This window comes from Arthrobacter sp. UNCCL28, assembly GCF_900102805.1.
GTDB lineage: Bacteria > Actinomycetota > Actinomycetes > Actinomycetales > Micrococcaceae > Arthrobacter > Arthrobacter nicotinovorans_A.
In genome coordinates this window covers 1-17,509 of record NZ_FMWE01000002.1, presented here as the reverse complement: position 1 = coordinate 17,509, position 17,509 = coordinate 1, and the positions used below count along the sequence as shown (strand labels likewise).

The 17,509-nt window shown below is 63.6% G+C and carries 16 protein-coding genes; 15 read left to right on the top strand and 1 reads right to left on the bottom strand.

The features are described from left to right. Position 1 precedes the first annotated feature (1 nt). The 4 genes from BLQ01_RS04700 (at position 2) to BLQ01_RS04685 (ending at position 4,084) form a co-directional block, all read left to right on the top strand. On the top strand, positions 2-1,123 hold the full coding sequence (locus BLQ01_RS04700) for a zinc-dependent metalloprotease (protein WP_026540858.1): 1,122 nt from the start codon (positions 2-4) through the stop codon (positions 1,121-1,123). A 149-nt stretch (positions 1,124-1,272) separates the two neighbouring features. Then, entirely contained in the window at positions 1,273-2,343 is a 1,071-nt protein-coding gene (gene tilS, locus BLQ01_RS04695; RefSeq protein ID WP_091550398.1) for a tRNA lysidine(34) synthetase TilS, read from the top strand. Positions 2,344-2,374: 31 nt separating this feature from the next. Then, a complete protein-coding gene (gene hpt, locus BLQ01_RS04690; protein WP_026540856.1) occupies positions 2,375-2,926 on the top strand; it encodes a hypoxanthine phosphoribosyltransferase in 552 nt (183 codons plus the stop codon). 330 nt (positions 2,927-3,256) lie between these two features. Beyond that, on the top strand, positions 3,257-4,084 hold the full coding sequence (locus tag BLQ01_RS04685) for a hypothetical protein (protein ID WP_026540855.1): 828 nt from the start codon (positions 3,257-3,259) through the stop codon (positions 4,082-4,084). 12 nt (positions 4,085-4,096) lie between these two features. Here the strand turns inward: BLQ01_RS04685 and BLQ01_RS04680 are convergent, their stop codons facing one another. Then, on the bottom strand, positions 4,097-5,074 hold the full coding sequence (locus BLQ01_RS04680) for a type IV toxin-antitoxin system AbiEi family antitoxin domain-containing protein (RefSeq protein WP_091550397.1): 978 nt from the start codon (positions 5,072-5,074) through the stop codon (positions 4,097-4,099). Between the two features lie 465 nt (positions 5,075-5,539). Between BLQ01_RS04680 and ftsH the strand changes: the two genes are divergently transcribed. From ftsH to BLQ01_RS04625, 11 genes are all read left to right on the top strand, one after another. Beyond that, positions 5,540-7,609 carry an ATP-dependent zinc metalloprotease FtsH gene (gene ftsH, locus BLQ01_RS04675; protein WP_026540853.1) on the top strand — a complete coding sequence of 690 codons (2,070 nt, stop codon included), beginning with the start codon at positions 5,540-5,542 and terminating at the stop codon, positions 7,607-7,609. A 10-nt stretch (positions 7,610-7,619) separates the two neighbouring features. Continuing rightward, positions 7,620-8,255, top strand: a complete 636-nt coding sequence (folE, locus tag BLQ01_RS04670; protein WP_026540852.1) for a GTP cyclohydrolase I FolE — start codon at positions 7,620-7,622, stop codon at positions 8,253-8,255. A 5-nt stretch (positions 8,256-8,260) separates the two neighbouring features. Beyond that, a complete protein-coding gene (gene folP, locus BLQ01_RS04665) occupies positions 8,261-9,166 on the top strand; it encodes a dihydropteroate synthase (RefSeq protein ID WP_026547155.1) in 906 nt (301 codons plus the stop codon). A gap of 11 nt (positions 9,167-9,177) precedes the next feature. Then, the gene (gene folB / locus BLQ01_RS04660; RefSeq protein ID WP_091550395.1) at positions 9,178-9,537 is read left to right on the top strand and encodes a dihydroneopterin aldolase; all 360 of its coding nucleotides are present in this window, start codon (positions 9,178-9,180) and stop codon (positions 9,535-9,537) included. After that, a complete protein-coding gene (folK, locus tag BLQ01_RS04655) occupies positions 9,534-10,079 on the top strand; it encodes a 2-amino-4-hydroxy-6-hydroxymethyldihydropteridine diphosphokinase (protein WP_091550393.1) in 546 nt (181 codons plus the stop codon). The genes folB and folK overlap by 4 nt, the downstream gene beginning before the upstream one ends. Further along, positions 10,076-10,597: a DUF3180 domain-containing protein gene (locus BLQ01_RS04650; RefSeq protein WP_026540848.1), complete on the top strand. Its 522-nt coding sequence runs from the start codon at positions 10,076-10,078 to the stop codon at positions 10,595-10,597. Before folK ends, BLQ01_RS04650 begins: the two co-directional genes overlap by 4 nt. Continuing rightward, entirely contained in the window at positions 10,578-11,090 is a 513-nt protein-coding gene (locus tag BLQ01_RS04645) for a PH domain-containing protein (RefSeq protein ID WP_026540847.1), read from the top strand. The genes BLQ01_RS04650 and BLQ01_RS04645 overlap by 20 nt, the downstream gene beginning before the upstream one ends. 35 nt (positions 11,091-11,125) lie before the next feature. After that, positions 11,126-12,646: a PH domain-containing protein gene (locus BLQ01_RS04640; RefSeq protein WP_091550392.1), complete on the top strand. Its 1,521-nt coding sequence runs from the start codon at positions 11,126-11,128 to the stop codon at positions 12,644-12,646. Further along, positions 12,639-13,547 carry a Rossmann-like and DUF2520 domain-containing protein gene (locus BLQ01_RS04635; protein ID WP_091550390.1) on the top strand — a complete coding sequence of 303 codons (909 nt, stop codon included), beginning with the start codon at positions 12,639-12,641 and terminating at the stop codon, positions 13,545-13,547. The genes BLQ01_RS04640 and BLQ01_RS04635 overlap by 8 nt, the downstream gene beginning before the upstream one ends. A 5-nt stretch (positions 13,548-13,552) precedes the next feature. After that, positions 13,553-14,455, top strand: a complete 903-nt coding sequence (gene panC / locus BLQ01_RS04630; protein WP_091550389.1) for a pantoate--beta-alanine ligase — start codon at positions 13,553-13,555, stop codon at positions 14,453-14,455. A gap of 105 nt (positions 14,456-14,560) precedes the next feature. Continuing rightward, positions 14,561-16,072 (top strand): DHA2 family efflux MFS transporter permease subunit, encoded by a 1,512-nt coding sequence (locus BLQ01_RS04625; RefSeq protein WP_091550387.1) that lies wholly within the window; start codon positions 14,561-14,563, stop codon positions 16,070-16,072. Positions 16,073-17,509 lie beyond the last annotated feature (1,437 nt).

Sequence of the window (17,509 nt, the reverse complement as noted above, 5' to 3'; positions counted from 1 at the left end):
TATGGTGTCATCTGCCCGCGATTCGTCAGCAGGGGCCCCGTCCCTGATCAATTGGGACCTGGCCTCCTCTACGGCTGCCCGGCTTGCCCCTCCCGGTCCGGAGCTTAGCGCCGGGGAGATCGGCAAGGCGGTGGAGAACCTGCGCTTCAACGCGGATATCTCGGTTCCGCACGTCCACGACATCACTGGCCTGGAAGCGGCCCGGGACCTGCGGGACTCGCACGTCCTGGTGGTTGACCGTGCCTCCTGGTCCAAAGCCAATACGCAGAGTTTCTCAGTGATGCTCCAGCCCGCGCTGAAGAAGATGCTGGAGAGCCGCAACGGTGCGGCCATGACCCCGGCCGCCGCCGCAGCCAGCGGTGCCATCACCGGCACCCAGCTCGGGGCCGTGCTGGCTTTCCTCTCCAGCAAGGTTTTGGGCCAGTACGACCCATTCGCTGCGTTGGCCCCCGACTCCAACGTTCCCCCGGGCGGCAGGCTCCTGCTCGTTGCCCCGAACATCATTTCCGTGGAACGTGAACTCAACGTCCATCCCGACGACTTCCGGCTCTGGGTCTGCCTGCACGAGCAAACACACCGTGTGCAGTTCGCCGCCGCGCCGTGGCTCCGGCACCACATGCTGGACGAAATCGAAAAGCTCAGCGGCAACCTCCTGGGCAACATGGACTCGCTGGTGGAGCGCGCGGGCGCGGTTGCCAAGTCCCTGCGGGACCGCAATCCCTCCGAGAAAGCACCCGGACGGGGCGCCATCCTCGACATCCTGCAGGATCCCGAGGAAAAAGCGTCCCTGTCCCACATCACGGCTGTCATGAGTCTCCTCGAAGGCCATGCGAACGTGGTCATGGATGCCGTGGATTCGAGCATCGTCCCGTCCGTGAGGACCATCCGCCAGCGCTTCAACGAGCGCGGCAAGGACCGCGGTGTCGTGGAGAAGTTCATCCGCAATCTCCTCGGCCTGGATGCCAAGATGCGCCAGTACACCGATGGCGCCAAGTTCGTCCGTGAAGTGGTTGCCGTGGCAGGCATGGAAGGCTTCAACCGGGTGTGGACGTCCGCCGAATACCTTCCCACCGAAGAAGAGATCCACAACTCCAAGCTGTGGCTTGAGCGGATGGGGCTTTGAGCGTTTCACCTGGTTCTGTCGGGAGTTCCAGTGACGGGCCTGCTGCGGGTTCCGTAGCCGGGCCTGCCGGGTCCAGTTCCGGAGTCGCGGGTAAGGGGCGACGGCGGCCTGGACGTCTCGCGCCCGTCGTCGGCAAGGCGCGGAAGCAGTTGCAGAACGCCTTGGCTTCCGCCGGCTACCCCCAACGGGTGCTCGTAGCCTGCAGCGGCGGACCGGATTCGTTGGCTTTGGCAGCCATCGCCGCCTATTTCGGCCGGCGCGGCCACGTTGATGGACACCCGGTGGCTGTTGCCGGAGTAGTGGTGGATCATCAGCTGCAGCCAGGTTCTGCAGAAGTCGCCTCCCGGACTGCCGGGGTGCTGCGGGAGCTGGGCTTGTCTCCGGTGGAGGTGCGCACTGTGGAAGTCGCCGCTACCGGCTTTGGTCCCGAGGCCGCAGCCAGGGACGCCCGTCATGCTGCGCTGGATTCTGCCGCCGAGGATCTGGCCTGTGATGCGATCCTGCTGGGCCATACCCTGGACGACCAAGCCGAGCAGGTGTTGCTGGGGCTGGCCCGCGGTTCCGGGACCCGATCCCTGGCAGGAATGAGGCCCGCCCGTGGCCGCCTCCTCCGGCCGTTCCTTGGGCTTCGTCGCGAGGAGACCCTGGAAATCTGTGAGGTGGAGGAACTTTCCCCCTGGCACGACCCCAGTAACGCCGATCCCGCGTTCGCGCGTTCAAGGACCCGTGTTGAGGTCATGCCGGTCCTGGAAGAGAAACTGGGCCCGGGCGTGGCTGAATCATTGGCGAGGACGGCCGCAATCCTGCAGCAGGACGCTGATTTCCTCGAAAGCCTGGCCGAGGAGACCTATCTCTCACTTGTCCGGCGCGAAGGCGATGATGCCTGGCTTCCCGAGGACGCCGTACGCGAGCTGCCGGCCGCCCTCAGGTTCCGTGTCATCGCCAAGGCCGCCGCCGACGTCGGGGGTCAACAACCGGGCTATGGACGCCTCCAGGCAGCGGAAGCACTGCTCCGGCGCCAAGGGTCAGCCGGACCCGTGGAACTTCCCGGCCATGTCAGTGTTTATCGTTTGTCCCTCAGCGATTTGGAGCAGGAGCGTTCGGTGTCCGCCGGCACTCCGGCAGCTGGTGGCCCGCGTGATTCGCCCGACGCCGGTCCCCGTGAAGCCGCGCGCTGTGGGAAGCTAGTATTCCGGCATCAGAAACCGTCCCAACAGTAGCCGCACCCGAGCATCAAAACAGGAGCCATTGGTGGATTCAAACGACGTCCAGGCAGATCTCAAGCACGTTCTTTACACCAAGGAACAGATCCAGACGCGCATTGCAGAACTCGCAGCGCAGATCGATAAGGACTACGAAGGCCGCGACATACTGGTTGTCGGCGTCCTCAAGGGTGCGGTGATGGTCATGGCTGACCTGGCGCGCGCACTGCACAGCCACGTCAGCATGGACTGGATGGCTGTCTCGTCCTACGGCTCCGGTACCCAGTCCTCCGGCGTAGTCCGCATCCTCAAGGACCTCGACACCGACCTCATGGGCAAGGATGTCCTGATTGTTGAAGACATCATCGACTCCGGCCTGACCCTTTCCTGGCTCAAGTCCAACCTTGAGTCGCGTGGCACGGCCAGCGTCGAGATCTGCACGGCTTTCCGCAAGCCGACTGCCGCCAAGGTGGAGATCGACGTCAAGTACGTTGGCTACGACATCCCCAACGAGTTTGTGGTGGGCTACGGCCTCGACTACGCCGAGAAGTACCGCAACCTGGACTTCGTGGGCACTTTGGCCCCGCACGTTTACGAGTAAGCGCTCTTCTTCGCTTCACGCCGCCGCGCCTTTTCCGCCATTTGCACTTATAACCACTGGCGGGAGTGGGGGCGGCGGCTGTGCTTAAGGGGGCGCTTCGCTTAAGGGGTGCGCTTGGCGGTAGCGGGTGCAGATATTGAGTTTCTGAACCTGCCGCCGCACCAACCCCTCGCCGTCGCGCCCTTTTCCGCCGTTCGCGCCCGTAACCTCTGGTGCGTGTGGCGGGTGTGGGTGCGGTGTTTGCGTTTAAGGGGTGCGCTCGGCGGGTGTGGGTGCGGTTGTTGGGTTTGTGAACCTGCCGCTGCGCACCCTCTCGCGCTAAACTGGACCATGACCGGTGCTCCTGCCCGCCTTCTGGCGTGGCTCGCCGTCATGGCGACTCTCCTCACAGCCTGCACTCCTGGGGTCGATCTCGCTGAGCCCGGTTCCGGTCAACCAATCGCGTCCGCTTCTGCTGCGCCGGCAACGGGCCACCTTGAAACGGCCCCGTCACCGAGCGCCACGCAGGCTCCTGTGCCGCCGCAGCCCGCACCTCCGCCCGCGCCGGCAGTGGTACCTCAAGCTTTTGCCCTGAACCTCTACCAAGAGGGTGACTTCGTCCCGCAATATACGTTCGACTGGTGTGTTGCTGCGAGCATCCAAATGGCGCACAATCTCATCGACGACACCGGCGGAGCCTCTTGGGCCTCCTCCGCGCAGCAAAGTGAGCTGTGGGAGATGGCCCGTGCGAGGTCCTCGAATTCATTCAACGGCGCCAACCCCCGGGGCTGGGCGCAGGTGTTGACTGAGGTTGGATTGGGCCCTTACTCGGTGGTCAGCGTCCCAACCTACGAGGACACGCTGCAGACGGCGGCGCGCGCCATAGCTGAAACTGGCCGGCCGGTGGGGTTGGTCATGTGGAGTGGTCGGCATGCTTGGGTGATGAGCGGCTTTGAGTCCATGGGTGATCCTGCGCAGTTCCCGGAGTTTCAGGTAACGGGGATTCGGGTCCTGGATCCGCTCTATCCTCACGGCAGCGGACAGTGGGGTCCCTCTCCGGAGCCCAACAGTCTGCTGACTCCGGAGCAGTTGGCCACACAGTTCGTGGTCCGTGAGCCCCGGCGCTGGAGTTCGGACCTGCCCACAGGTTATTTGCTGGTGCTTCCGGTCGCAGCCTGACCACCCGGTGCCTTACGCTGCACGCAAGGAACGAAGCCCGCCGTCGTTCAAAATACGTGCGAACACGCGTGGGTTCATCATCTCGGCCCAGTCCCAGCGCACGACAGTGAGGCCCAGCGCCCGCAGACCATTCTCGCGGGCCTTCTCTGCCATGACCGCCTGCTGGATGGTCTGGTTTCCCCGCAACCTTTTTCTTAGGTACTTTCCGTGTCCATCGAATTCCCCGACAAGGTCCAGCTCGGGCCACCAGAAGTCAGTTCGGGCAATGCGTCCGTTTCCCAGGGTAAAAGAACCTTGAAGGCTGGGTACGGGAAAGTTGAGCAAGATCATTTGTGCTCGGCTTATGGATTCCCCCACTGATTCGGATTTGTCTGAGGAAAGATCGAGAATCGACTCGGCCCGTCGCTTTCTGGAAACCCTGGTGAGAGCGGAGACAGCTTCAGCAAGTTCGTCGACGCTTGCCGGAGGACCCCACGCTTTATCCTTGTTCCAATTGTCGGCCTCTAAATCATCGCCCCACCCTTGGTTGCGTCGGCTGGAGTCCACTACGGCCAAGGCCTCAGCAAAATTGAGGGCGGCGGCAAGCTCTATTGTGGTGCGGACCTTATCTGTGACTCGAAAGTCACCAAGTTGGGCCACCCCGGCGTCAAGAGACCCGAAGCTTCTCCGGATCCCGTGCTTGGACCTGCCGCCTCTTGGGTCTTCAGTGACAGTGCATAGGCCCTGAGGTACGCCCACTACGCCGAGCCCCCATAGGAGTGCGGCCGTCTGCAAGTTGAACAGGGGCGGAGTCCTGGCTGCATTGACCAGCGCGGCTGCTTGGAGTCCGTGCCGCTGACGCTCGTTCAACTCCGCCCAATAAGCAGAGCGTGTATAAGCGCCCCGTCGGACCCGCACCAGCTCGCCACGCTTGGCCTGCTTCGCGAGGTGCCGCGCGTCATGCCCGATGCGTGTCGCATCTGCAGCGAGGATGAGTTCTGGAATGGTCATGGGTTCCACGCTTCCCGTTCTAGCGCGAAGTCGAAAGCACCCGTCCGAGCTATGTGGAAAAACAGCATCGAGTCCACACGGAAGTAGCCAAGGTGGTGCCCTGCTAACAGCACTTAGCGGGGCGACGCGCCCCACGGGCCGCACCCGTTTCCGCCGTTCGCGCCCGTTCCTCAGCACGCCCGCACCCTTTTCCGCCGTTCGCGCCCGTGGTTACGGGTGCGCACGGCGCCAACGGGTGCGCCGGAAGCGAAGGCCAGTGGGAACCCGCCCGCCCACCAAGCGCAAAAGCCCTGTTCCAACGCCACCGACGCGAGTATCCTGTGTACGCCCAGAGGGAACTTTTGGACTTTCCGGTGCGTGAATTACTGGGAACGGTGTATAGCTTGAAACTGAAGCAGCACCACTCGCGCGCAGAAGTTGCGCCTTGCAGCACTACCAGGAGGGACGGGGCAAAGCCCCGATCAGATGAAAGCTAAGAGTTTCTTCAAGGGCCCGGGCATCTGGATTGTTGTCGTTGTTGGCTTGCTCCTGGTGGCATTCGCAACACTGGCTCCGGGCGGTTCAACCCGTATTGACACCAAGGAAGGCCTTGAGCTCCTTTCCCAAAGCGGGAAGGTTGAGCAGGCCAAGATTTTCGACGCCGAGAACCGCGTTGACCTGGTGCTTAAGGACAACCTGAACCTGGATGGCCAGGACAAGGGCAAGAACGTCCAGTTCTTCTACGTCACCGATCGCGGTCCGGATGTAGTGAAGGCAGTCACCAACGCCAACCCGGACAAGGGCTTCACGGACCAGCCGATCGAGAACAACTGGTTCTCGGGCCTGTTCTCGCTGCTCATTCCGGTGCTGTTGCTCGGTGTCCTCTTCTGGTTCCTGCTTTCCCGTATGCAGGGTGGCGGCTCCAAGGTGATGCAGTTCGGCAAGTCCAAGGCCAAGTTGGTCAACAAGGACATGCCGCAGGTGACATTCTCTGACGTCGCCGGTGCCGACGAAGCCGTGGAAGAGCTCCAGGAAATCAAGGAGTTCCTCCAGGAACCGGCCAAGTTCCAGGCCGTGGGCGCCAAGATCCCCAAGGGTGTGCTGCTCTACGGTCCTCCAGGTACCGGTAAGACCCTGCTGGCCCGCGCTGTCGCAGGTGAGGCCGGCGTTCCCTTCTTCTCCATCTCCGGTTCGGACTTCGTTGAGATGTTCGTCGGTGTTGGTGCTTCCCGTGTCCGTGACCTGTTTGAGCAGGCCAAGGCCAGTTCTCCAGCCATCATCTTCGTGGATGAGATCGACGCCGTTGGACGTCACCGTGGTGCCGGTATCGGCGGCGGTAACGATGAGCGGGAGCAGACGTTGAACCAGCTCCTCGTGGAGATGGACGGTTTCGACGTCAAGACCAACGTCATCCTCATCGCCGCCACCAACCGTCCGGACGTCCTGGATCCTGCGCTGCTGCGCCCGGGTCGTTTCGACCGCCAGATCACGGTGGAAGCCCCGGATATGATCGGCCGCGAGCAGATCCTGAACGTCCACGCCAAGGGCAAGCCCATGGCCCAGGGCATCGACCTCAGGGCTGTGGCCAAGAAGACCCCGGGTTACACAGGTGCTGACCTGGCCAACGTGCTGAACGAGGCCGCACTGCTGACCGCGCGTTCCAACGCCAACCTGATTGACGATCGCGCGCTGGACGAGGCAATCGACCGTGTCATGGCCGGCCCGCAGAAGCGCAGCCGCGTCATGAAGGAACTCGAGCGCAAGATCACCGCTTACCACGAGGGTGGCCACGCACTGGTTGCTGCTGCCCTGCGCAACTCCGCCCCGGTCACCAAGATCACCATCCTTCCCCGCGGCCGCGCCCTGGGCTACACCATGGTGATTCCCGAGGACGACAAGTACTCGGTGACCCGCAACGAATTGCTGGACCAGATGGCCTACGCCATGGGCGGTCGTGTTGCTGAGGAAATCGTGTTCCACGATCCCTCCACAGGCGCATCCAACGACATCGAAAAGGCCACCTCCACGGCCCGGAAGATGGTCACCCAGTACGGCATGAGCGAGCGTGTTGGTGCGGTGAAACTGGGCCAGGGTGGCGGGGAACCGTTCCTCGGCCGCGACGCCGCGCAGGAGCGCAACTTCTCGGACCAGATCGCCTACGTTGTGGACGAGGAAGTACGTCGCCTGATCGATCAGGCACACGACGAGGCTTACGCCATCCTCACGGAAAACCGGGACGTCCTGGACCGCCTGGCCTTGGAACTGCTTGAGCGTGAAACCCTGAACCAGGCAGAGATTGCAGAGATCTTCCACGACATCCGGAAGCGCGATTTCCGTGAGATCTGGTTGTCCAAGGAATCCCGCCCGGTCCAGTCCATCCCGCCGGTTGAAAGCCGTGCGGAAAAGGCTGAACGGGAAGCCCAGGAAGAGGCCAAGAAGGCACGTCTGGACGAGCCGCTGGACGTCGTCGCTCCGCATGCCCAGGGGGTCAGCAGCCAGGAATCCTTCCAGGCACCGCGACCTGACGGCGGCAACGACTCCACGCATCACGGCTAAGCTATCTGCCGTGACTCATTTCGACGACGACGACGACCTCGCCGCCGCCCACGGTTCCGCCGTGGGCTCCCAGCACAGCCATAAAGTAGACCGTCCGCGCATTGAAGCCGCTGTCCGGGAGATCCTCCTGGCCATCGGTGAAGACCCTGACCGTGGCGGGCTCCAGGACACGCCAAAGCGCGTGGCCAAGGCGTACGCCGAGGTCTTCGCGGGGCTTCACCAGCACCCGGCGGATGTCCTTTCCACCACGTTCGACCTCGACCATGAGGAGCTTGTCCTTGTGAAGGACATCCCCTTCTACTCGACGTGTGAGCACCACCTTGTGCCGTTCCATGGCGTGGCGCATGTTGGTTATATTCCGTCACACGACGGAAAGGTGACGGGCCTGAGCAAGCTGGCACGGTTGGTGGATATCTATGCGCGCCGGCCCCAGGTCCAGGAGCGCCTGACCACGCAGATCGTCGAGGCGCTGGTGAAGCACCTCAACCCGCGCGGCGCGATCGTCGTCGTCGAATGCGAACACATGTGTATGTCCATGCGCGGCATCCGCAAGCCCGGCGCAAAGACCGTCACCAGCGCGGTGCGCGGTCAACTCCATGACCCGGCCACCCGCGCCGAGGCCATGAGCCTCATACTCGGAAGGTAAGCACTATGGACTCCCTCGCTGCAGCACCCGGAACCGGCCCGGCCACAAGCCCGCTGCCGGTTCTCCGCAAACCGCGTCCGGCGGCCAGGTTCGAGGACCTGCCAACGGACCGTACGCTCGTCATGGGAATCCTGAACGTCACCCCGGATTCCTTCAGCGACGGCGGCACGCACCGGACGCCGGATACCGCCATCGCGCTCGGCTTGCGCATGTTCTACGCCGGCGCGGACATCATCGACGTCGGGGGCGAATCCACGCGCTCGGGTGCCGAGCCCGTTTCCCCTGAGGAGGAACAGCGCCGGGTCATTCCGGTGATCCAGGCCTTGGTGAAGGCCGGTGCCCTGGTCAGCATCGATACCATGCACACGTCCACTGCGGCCGCTGCGATCGAGGCCGGTGCTGCCATCATCAATGACGTGTCAGGCCTGACCATCGAGCCTGGAATGCCCGAGCTCGTTGCCCGGACCAAGGTTCCGTACATCCTTACGCACCGCCGTGGCGACGCCCTGACCATGGACAACCTCACGGACTACAACAACGTGACGGAAGATGTGGTGGCTGAGCTGAGCGGGGTCCGCGACAAGCTCTATGCGGCAGGTGTTGCCCCTGAGCAGGTCATCATCGATCCCGGCCTGGGTTTCTCCAAGAACGAGAACCAGAACTGGGAGATCCTGAAGAACCTGGATCAGCTTTTCACTTTGGGCCACAAGGTGATGGTGGCCGCATCCCGTAAGCGCTTCCTGGGCTCGTTGCTCACAGTCGCCGGCAAGTCTGCTGCCCCGTTGGAGCGCGATGCCGCAACTGCAGCCATCACCGCTTTGAGCGCCACCAAGGGCGCTTGGGCTGTCCGCGTTCACGACGTCGGCCCCAGCCTTGACGCCGTCAAGGTCGCCGCCCGTATCGCCCGCTGATAGGAAACGCTGTGGACAGGATCACGCTGACCGGCGTCACCGCCGTCGGTTATCACGGAGTGTTCGATTTCGAGCGCCGTGACGGCCAGCCTTTCGTTGTGGATGCCGTGTTGCACACGGACTTCGCCAAGGCGGCCGAGACCGATGACCTCCAATACACGGCGCATTACGGCGAGGTTGCGGGGCTGATCACCCGGCATATCGAGGGCGAGCCCTTGAACCTGATCGAGGGCCTGGCTGTCAGGATCGCCGAGGCCATCCTCGCGGACTACAGCGTGGCCGCCGTCGACGTCACTGTCCACAAGCCCAAGGCCCCCATCGAGGTGCCGTTCGGCGATGTTACGGTCAGCGTGCATCGGGAGCGGTCATGACATCCGGTTACACCAAGGCCATCCTGGCTCTCGGCAGTAACCTGGGGGAGCGCAACGACACCTTGTCCACAGCAGTGGCGGCCCTGGTGGATCCGCCGGAGGTGCGTCTCCTGGGTGTTTCGCCCGTGGTGCAGACCAAAGCAGTGGGCGGCCCCGAAGGACAGCCGGACTTCCTGAACATGGTCATGGCGGTGGAAACAACGTTGACCCCGATGCAGCTCCTGGAGCATTGCCACCGGGTTGAACAGCAGCACCACCGTACGCGTGAGGTTCGCTGGGGCCCACGAACATTGGATGTGGACATCGTTGTTTACGGCGACGTCGTCAGCGAGGACCCCGTACTGACCCTGCCCCACCCGCGGGCAGCTGAGCGCGCATTCGTGCTCTACCCGTGGTCGCTGCTGGAACCGCACGCGCAATTGAACGGGCAGGGCGTTGCTGAGCTGGCCGCCGTCGCCGCTGACATGCCCGATATCCGGCGTTTCGACGGCTATGGCGACGTCGCCGGAGTACCTGCGACGGGAGCGGTGGAGCAGCCATGAAAGCCATGCGCCCGGTAGTTCTGGTGCTCATCGCCGTCGTCGCTGTGGTCGTTGGCTGGTTGGCGACCGCCACCACCAACCGGTACAGCATGCCCACTCCGGTCCTGCCGGTCTCGGCGCTGGTGACCATGGCTGTTATTGCCGGTCTCACGCTCATCATGGGGATCCGTGTGCTGCGCTGGCGCAACGGCAAAAAGAAGAACATGCTCAACCCGATCCTGGCGGCCAGGACGCTGGTCCTTGCACAAGCCTGCGCTTATGCTGGAACGCTCCTCTTTGGCTGGCATGCCGGCATTTCGATGGACCTCCTCCGTATTGGCAGCTTGCGGGGCGGCGAAGGAATTCTTTGGAACGCCCTGTTGATGGGCGGAGGTGGAGTGGTGATGGTGGTGGTTGGACTCGTGGTGGAGCGTTTTTGCCGGATTCCGCCGGAGGACCTTGAAGGAGGTTCTGCAGGACCGGGGACCCGTCGCGGCGAAACCAAGGGTGAAGGCGAATATGCATACCGTGGCGATTGATCCCCCCGGCGTCCAGTGGCTGCGGGTTTCCCCAAAGTACGTCACGGTGCGCTTGGTGGAATGGGCCATCGGCAACGTGCTGTTGCTGGCCGTACTGAGTCTGCCGCTGGTTTTTGTGCTGCTCGGTTGGTGGCGCTGGCCTCCGTTGTGGCTCGCCATTGCTGTTCCGTCGGTGATGCTTGTCCTGGCGCTGTGGCGGCTGGTGTTGATTCCCCGCCAAGTGCGTGCCATCGGCTACGCAGAACGCGACGACGACCTCCTCATCCGCCGCGGCATCTTCTTCCAGCGCACCATGGTGGTCCCTTACGGCCGGATGCAGTACGTGGACGTTGCAGTGGGACCGGTTGAGCGCAGCCTGGGACTCTGCACCCTCAAACTCCACACGGCTTCCACGGGTACCAACGCACACCTCCCCGGACTTCCCGCCGAGGAAGGTGCGCGGCTGCGCGAGCAACTTTCGGCCCGTGGAGAAGCCAGGCTGGCCGGGCTGTGAGCCCGGAAGACACTGCGGCGGTTGGCCCGCCGGATATGACGGCAGCAAAGGTCGACGGCGATTGGAACCGCGTCCACCCGGCGTCGCCTTTTGTCCGTGGCTGGGTGGCGCTTGCCGCCGTCGGGTTCTTCTTTGGCCGTGACGCTTTTGAACGAATGCTGCAGGGCCGGGATGTCCTGGATCCGAACCTGAACAGCCGGGTGCCGTGGCTTCTGGCCGGCGGTGCCGTGGTGCTCCTGTTGACGGTGGGCAGCTTCATCCTGAGCTGGTATTTCACGCGCTACCAGGTGGCTGAAGGGTACGTCCGCGTCAACACCGGCTTCCTTTTCAAGCAGCAACGGCAGGCCCGTTTGGACAGAGTCCAGGCAATTGACATCGTTCAGCCCCTTTTAGCGAGGATTTTCGGCCTCGCGGAACTCAAGTTTGAAGTGGCCGACGCCGGCGAGTCGGCGGTGCGGTTGGCGTACCTCCCGCTGGCGCAGGCCAAGCAGTTGCGCGCCACCATCCTGGCCCGGGCCGCCGGCGTTGTCAGTGAGCCCGGTCAGGAGGAGGAAATTCCTGAGGCGCCCGAGCACGTGGTGCTGTCCGTCCCTCCTGCGCGGCTCATCGGTTCGCTGGTGTTGAGCGAGCAAACCGTGGGGATCCTCGTTGGTGCTGCCGCAGTGGTTGCCATCTCCGTTTTCACGGAAAACCAGACACTGTTCCTGGCGCTCATCCCTGCCATCCTGGGCATTGGTGCGGCGTATTGGAACTCCTTCAACAAGGGCTACAACTTCACGGCCGCAATTTCCCCGGACGGCATCCGCCTGCGGTATGGCCTCCTTGATACGCAGGCGCAGACTGTGCCTCCCGGCCGCATTCAGGCAGTCATGGTGACGCAGCCGCCCCTGTGGAGGATCTTCGGCTGGTATCGAATGCATGTCAACGTGGCGGGCTATGGGGTCTCGGGCAGCACCGAGGGTGCCGCCCGCACCATGCTGTTGCCCGTCGGCATGAAGCCGGATGTCCTGCGGATGATGTCCTTGGTGCTGCCGGATCCGGGAGTTGAAGACCCGGAGCGCGTCTTCACGGCCGGGCTGGATGGGTTGGCTCCGGCCGGCCCGGATGTTGCCCCGACGGATGGTTTTGTCACGACTCCCCGCCGTGCACGCTGGTTGGCCCCTCTTGGCCGGCGTCGCAATGGGTTCCTTGCCACACGCACAGCGCTGTTGATCCGGTCCGGTCGGTGGTGGCGCATGCTGGTCCTTGTGCCACATCAGCGGACCCAGTCCATGGCACTTCACCAGGGACCGTTGGCCCGCCGCTTCGGGGTAGCCGACCTGGTCCTGCACACTACCGCCGGACCTGTTTCTCCCCGGGTGTACCAGGCTGGCGTTGGGCAGGCTGTGGAGCTGTTCGATCAGCAGGCGGCCCGAGCCCGCGAAGCCCGGAAACGGCAGACCAGCGAGCAATGGCTGGCGCAGGTGGCACCCCAGGCTCCGGAGGTTGCAGCCGCAGCAGAACAGCCGGAACAATCCCAAACTTCACCGCAACAGGAGGACCGCCACGATGGCTAGGCCAGGACGACTCGGAGTCGGAATCATCGGCGCCGGCAAGGTGGGTGCCGTGTTGGGTGCCGCTTTGCGCGCGGCCGAGCACGCCGTCGTCGGGGTTTCAGCGGTGTCCGAGGCGAGCCGTGAGCGGGCCGAAAACCTGCTGCCGGGTGTTCCGGTCCTGGAAATCCAGGACATCGTGGAACGCTCGGAACTGGTGTTGTTGGCTGTTCCGGATGATGCCCTCGGAGAGTTGGTGGCGGGGCTGGCGAAGCTTGGTGCTTGGCAGCCCGGTCAACTCGTGGCCCATACATCCGGCCGGTTCGGCGTGGGAATCCTCAACCCTGTCAGGGCTGTGGGCGCGATTCCGCTGGCGCTGCACCCGGCCATGACGTTCACGGGCATGAGCCTGGACCTGACCCGGCTAATGGATTGCACCTTTGGAGTCACCGCCGATGCGGCCATGCTGCCGATCGCCCAGGCATTGGTGGTGGAGATGGGTGCCGAGCCCGTGGTGATTGCCGAAGCCGACCGCACCCTTTACCACGCATCCCTCGCGCACAGCTCGAACCACATGGTCACGCTGGTGGCCCAGGCATCCCAGATGCTGCGGGAGATCGGCGTCGAATCCCCTGAATCGATGCTCGGTCCGCTGCTTCGCGCGACGCTGGAGAACGCCCTTGCCTCCGGCGAATCCGCACTCACCGGTCCGGTAGCGCGCGGAGATGTTGGTACCGTTTCCGCGCACGCCCAGGCTCTGAAAGAATACGACGCCGGTGCCGGCGGCGATGTCCTCGCGGCATACCAGGCCATGGCTCGGGCCACCGCGCGCCGGGCAGAAAACCGTGGGATCCTGCGGCCCGAACAACTGAACGAGATTGACGAGGCGCTGGGCGGCGAACCCAAGTCGCCGGAAGGAAACTGAACATCATGGCCATCAAGCTCGTGACCACTGCAGCCGAACTGCGCGCCGAAAGCGCCCGCCTCCTTGCTGCCAAGGGCGGAAACGCGCAGGGCCTTGTGCCCACCATGGGCGCCCTGCACTCTGGCCACGCATCGCTTGCCCGGACAGCCGTGGCGGAGAACGACGTTGTGGTGGCCACCATCTTCGTCAACCCGCTGCAATTCGGCGATGCCGTGGACCTGGACCGCTACCCGCGCACGCTCGATGCCGACATGGCCCTGCTGGATGCCGAAGGCGTCGACCTCGTCTTCGCCCCGTCCGTTGACGAGGTTTACCCCGGCGGCCAGCCGCTGGTTCGCGTAACCTCCGGACCATTGGGCGAAAAGTGGGAGGGTGCATCGCGCCCCGGCCACTTCGACGGAGCCCTCACGGTGGTGGCCAAGCTGCTGCACTACGGGCTTCCCGGAGGTGCTGCAGCGGACGGCACGACGGCGGCCTACCGGGCTTACTTCGGACAGAAGGACGCGCAGCAGCTGGCATTGGTGAAGCGGATGGTCGCGGACCTGAACTTTCCGGTCGAGATAGTTCCTGTGCCCATTGTCCGCAGTGAAGACGGACTGGCGCTTTCGAGCCGAAACAGATTCCTTTCCGATGAGGAACGAGAAGCCGCCCTCGTCCTTTCGCGGGCTTTGCGCCTTATTGAGTCCCGCGCAAACGCGCACGAACCGCTTGACCTTGACTCCGCCGTCGCGCTTGTTCAATCCCAGCCGCTGGTGGAACTGGACTATTTCGACGTCGTCGATCCCCTCACGCTGGAGCCGCTCGCCGAGAACTGCAAGGAGACTCCGTTCCGCGGGGAAGGCCTGGCGATCATTGCGGCAAAGGTGGGGCCGGTACGCCTGATTGATAACGCCCCATTGTTCTCCTGACGTTTGGAATTTTCCTGCTGACGGGAATTGCTTGGGCGCTTAGACTGTTCTAGTCTTCACCGGCATCGATCGCCGGACACCAAATCCAACCCTTGGGGAATCCTCATGTCTACCGACGTCACGTCCGACGCCAACGGAAAGCCTGAATCCGGTGCATCCGGTTCCGTCGCCTCAGCAGAGCCGGCGGCTTCCCAGGCTCCGCAGGTTCCGGCGTCCCAAGCCCCTGTGTCCGGGAAGATGTCACGTGAATCCGTGACGGTGATTGTCACCCTCCTGGTGGCAACCTTCGTGGTGATCCTTAACGAGACCATCATGAACGTCGCCCTCCAGCGGCTCATGACGGACCTCCAAGTCAGTGCATCCACCGTGCAGTGGCTGGCCACCGGGTTCATGCTGACCATGGCAGTTGTCATTCCCACCACCGGGTTCATCCTTCAGCGGATGAGCACCCGCGGGGCGTTCATGCTGGCCATGGGACTATTCAGCGGCGGAACGCTGCTAGCGGCTCTGGCACCGGGCTTCCTCGTGTTGTTGCTGGCGCGCATTGTCCAGGCCGGCGGTACTGCCATCATGCTGCCGCTGCTCATGACCACCATCCTGACGCTGGTACCCATGTCCAAACGCGGTGCCGTCATGGGCAACGTCAGCATTGCCATTTCGGTTGCTCCGGCCATGGGCCCCACCGTTTCTGGCATCATCCTGGACAACTTCTCGTGGCGCTTCATGTTCGTGTTCGTGCTGCCGGTTGCCCTGGCTGCATTTGCAATTGGTGCCAAGTACCTCACCAACGTAGGTGAACGCGAGAAGACCACGCTGGACGTTCCTTCAGTGATCCTCACCGTTCCCGCCTTCGGTGGGCTGGTGTACGGCCTCAGCCAGATTGGCGGCGCCGAGGCCGGCGTAGTTCCCGTCATCGCACTGGTAGTTGGGGTTCTCTGCCTGGCGCTGTTTGTCTTCCGGCAGCTCAAGCTCCAGAAGTCCGACGCCCCGCTCCTGGATCTTCGCGCTTTCAAGTTCCGGATGTTCACGGTGTCCACGCTGCTGATGGTCGTTGCCATGATGGCCCTGTTCGGCGGCGTGATCCTGTTGCCGCTGTACCTGCAGAACACCTTGCACCTTCAGCCGCTGGAGACCGGGCTGGCATTGCTGCCCGGTGGTCTGGCCATGGGCTTGCTGGGCCCTGTCATCGGACGGATTTTCGACAAAGTAGGTCCCCTGCCGCTCACCGTCTCCGGCTCCGTGCTTATGGTCCTGACACTGTGGCAGTTCTCCCGCCTGGACGAAGGCAGCGCGCTCGGCTGGGTCGTCGCGTTGCACGTCACCCTGAGCCTTGGACTGGCACTGCTGTTCACGCCGGCGTTCACCACTGGCCTCAACCCGTTGCCGCCGCACCTTTACTCCCACGGTTCGGCAATCATCAGCACCGCCCAGCAGGTTTCCGGTGCAGCCGGCACGGCACTGCTTGTGTCCATCTACTCAGTGGTTTCGGCATCGTCCGGTTTGGTGGCCGGGATGCAGGCAGCTTTCCTGGCCGCAACAGTGATCGCTGTAGCGGCAGTGGTGCTCGGCGCCATGATGCGCAAGACCGAAGGTGCCGGAGGACACGGGGGCCACTGATCCGCGCGTCTCCCGGTTTCCTGCAGCGCTCCTTCACTTCGGTGGGGGAGCGCTGTTGGGTTTAAGGGTGCTGCGCGGCATGGCCTCCCGGTTTCGATTGGCTGCCGGAGGGGCGGGGCCCGCTGCTGGTTGGGTCGCACTGCTGGACGGCGGGGGCGCACTGCTGGAGGGGAAGGGGGGCGCACTGTTGGAGGGGCGGCGTCATCCTCGGCGCGCTCGGTCGTTCCTCCCTTGGACGCGCGCTGCCGGATGCCCCCGCCCCTTCCGACGCTCTCTCACTTCCCCTGGGTTTGGGGCGGATCCTCTCTCATGTCCCCCGGTCTTGGGGTGGATCCTCTCTCACATCCCCGGGTTTGGTTGGCGGCTGTTGGATGGATGGGGTCTTCCTTGGTGCGCTTGGTCGTTCTTCCCTTGGGCGCGCGCTGCCGGACGGCCCCGCCCCTCCCCAACGCTCCTTCATGTCCCCTGGGTTTGGGGGCGGATCCTCTCTCACATCCCCGGGTTTTGGGGTGGATCCTCTCTCACGTCCCCCGGGTTTGGGGCGGATCCTCTCTCATGTCCCCCCGGGTTTGGCTGGCGGCTGGGCGGGGCTCTTCCTAGGTGCGCCTGGTCGTTTCTCCTTTGGGATGCGCGCTGCGGGATGCCTCCGCCCCTTCCCAACGCTCTCGCACTTCCCCGGGTTTGGGGTGGATCCTCTCTCATGTCTCCCGGGTTGCGGGGTGGCTGTTGTTTGGATGGGGGTCTTCCTTGGTGCGCTTGGTCGTTCTTCCCTTGGGCGCGGGCTGCCAGATGTCCCTGTACCTTCCGACGCTCTTTCACTTCCCCTGGGGTTGGGGGCGGATCTTCTCTCACGTCCCCCGGTCTTGGGCCGGATGCCCGCTCACTTCCCAGGGGTTGGGTTGGCGGCTGGTCGGGTGGGACATTCTGGGGTGCGCTTGGTCGTTCTTCCTTTGGATGCGCGCTGTCGGATGTCCCTGCACCTTCCGATGCTCTCTCACTTCCCCCGGGGTTGGGGGCGGGTCCTCTCTCACAACCCCCGGGGTCGGGGGTTGATCCTCTCTCACGTCGCGTCGCGTCTCATGTCTTGGGGGTTGTGTTGTGTGATGGGGTTCACGGGGGTTTGTTTTTGGTGTTTGGGGGTGTTTTGTGGGGGTGGGGTTGGTGTTTTCGTTGTGTTTTCGGGGTTTTTGGGTGGTGTTGGTGTGGATTTGGTGTGGGGGTGGGGCGCGTGTAAAGTTATTCGAGTCGCCGCCGCTGATGCGGAAATGATGGTGACAGACTCCCTTCAGATTGCCGGTTTCGGTGGTGCTTTGGTGCGCTTCCGGGTTGGTGTGGGAGGCCTGGGGTTGGTTTGCTTTGTGCGGCTGGTTCGGGTAAGTTTGAAAAGTTGCTCCGGAGCGATCCTGGACCCTGGTGGGTGTGGGTGGTGCCGGTAGT

Coding starts and splice junctions, on each gene's coding strand:
- folP (WP_026547155.1), top strand. CDS start 8,261: ATGGACTCCCTCGCTGCAGCACCCGGAACCGGCCCGGCCACAAGCCCG.
- BLQ01_RS04645 (WP_026540847.1), top strand. CDS start 10,578: ATGCATACCGTGGCGATTGATCCCCCCGGCGTCCAGTGGCTGCGGGTT.
- folK (WP_091550393.1), top strand. CDS start 9,534: ATGACATCCGGTTACACCAAGGCCATCCTGGCTCTCGGCAGTAACCTG.
- ftsH (WP_026540853.1), top strand. CDS start 5,540: ATGAAAGCTAAGAGTTTCTTCAAGGGCCCGGGCATCTGGATTGTTGTC.
- panC (WP_091550389.1), top strand. CDS start 13,553: ATGGCCATCAAGCTCGTGACCACTGCAGCCGAACTGCGCGCCGAAAGC.
- BLQ01_RS04640 (WP_091550392.1), top strand. CDS start 11,126: ATGACGGCAGCAAAGGTCGACGGCGATTGGAACCGCGTCCACCCGGCG.
- BLQ01_RS04635 (WP_091550390.1), top strand. CDS start 12,639: ATGGCTAGGCCAGGACGACTCGGAGTCGGAATCATCGGCGCCGGCAAG.
- BLQ01_RS04685 (WP_026540855.1), top strand. CDS start 3,257: ATGACCGGTGCTCCTGCCCGCCTTCTGGCGTGGCTCGCCGTCATGGCG.
- BLQ01_RS04625 (WP_091550387.1), top strand. CDS start 14,561: ATGTCTACCGACGTCACGTCCGACGCCAACGGAAAGCCTGAATCCGGT.
- BLQ01_RS04650 (WP_026540848.1), top strand. CDS start 10,076: ATGAAAGCCATGCGCCCGGTAGTTCTGGTGCTCATCGCCGTCGTCGCT.
- BLQ01_RS04680 (WP_091550397.1), bottom strand. CDS start 5,074: ATGACCATTCCAGAACTCATCCTCGCTGCAGATGCGACACGCATCGGG.
- BLQ01_RS04700 (WP_026540858.1), top strand. CDS start 2: ATGGTGTCATCTGCCCGCGATTCGTCAGCAGGGGCCCCGTCCCTGATC.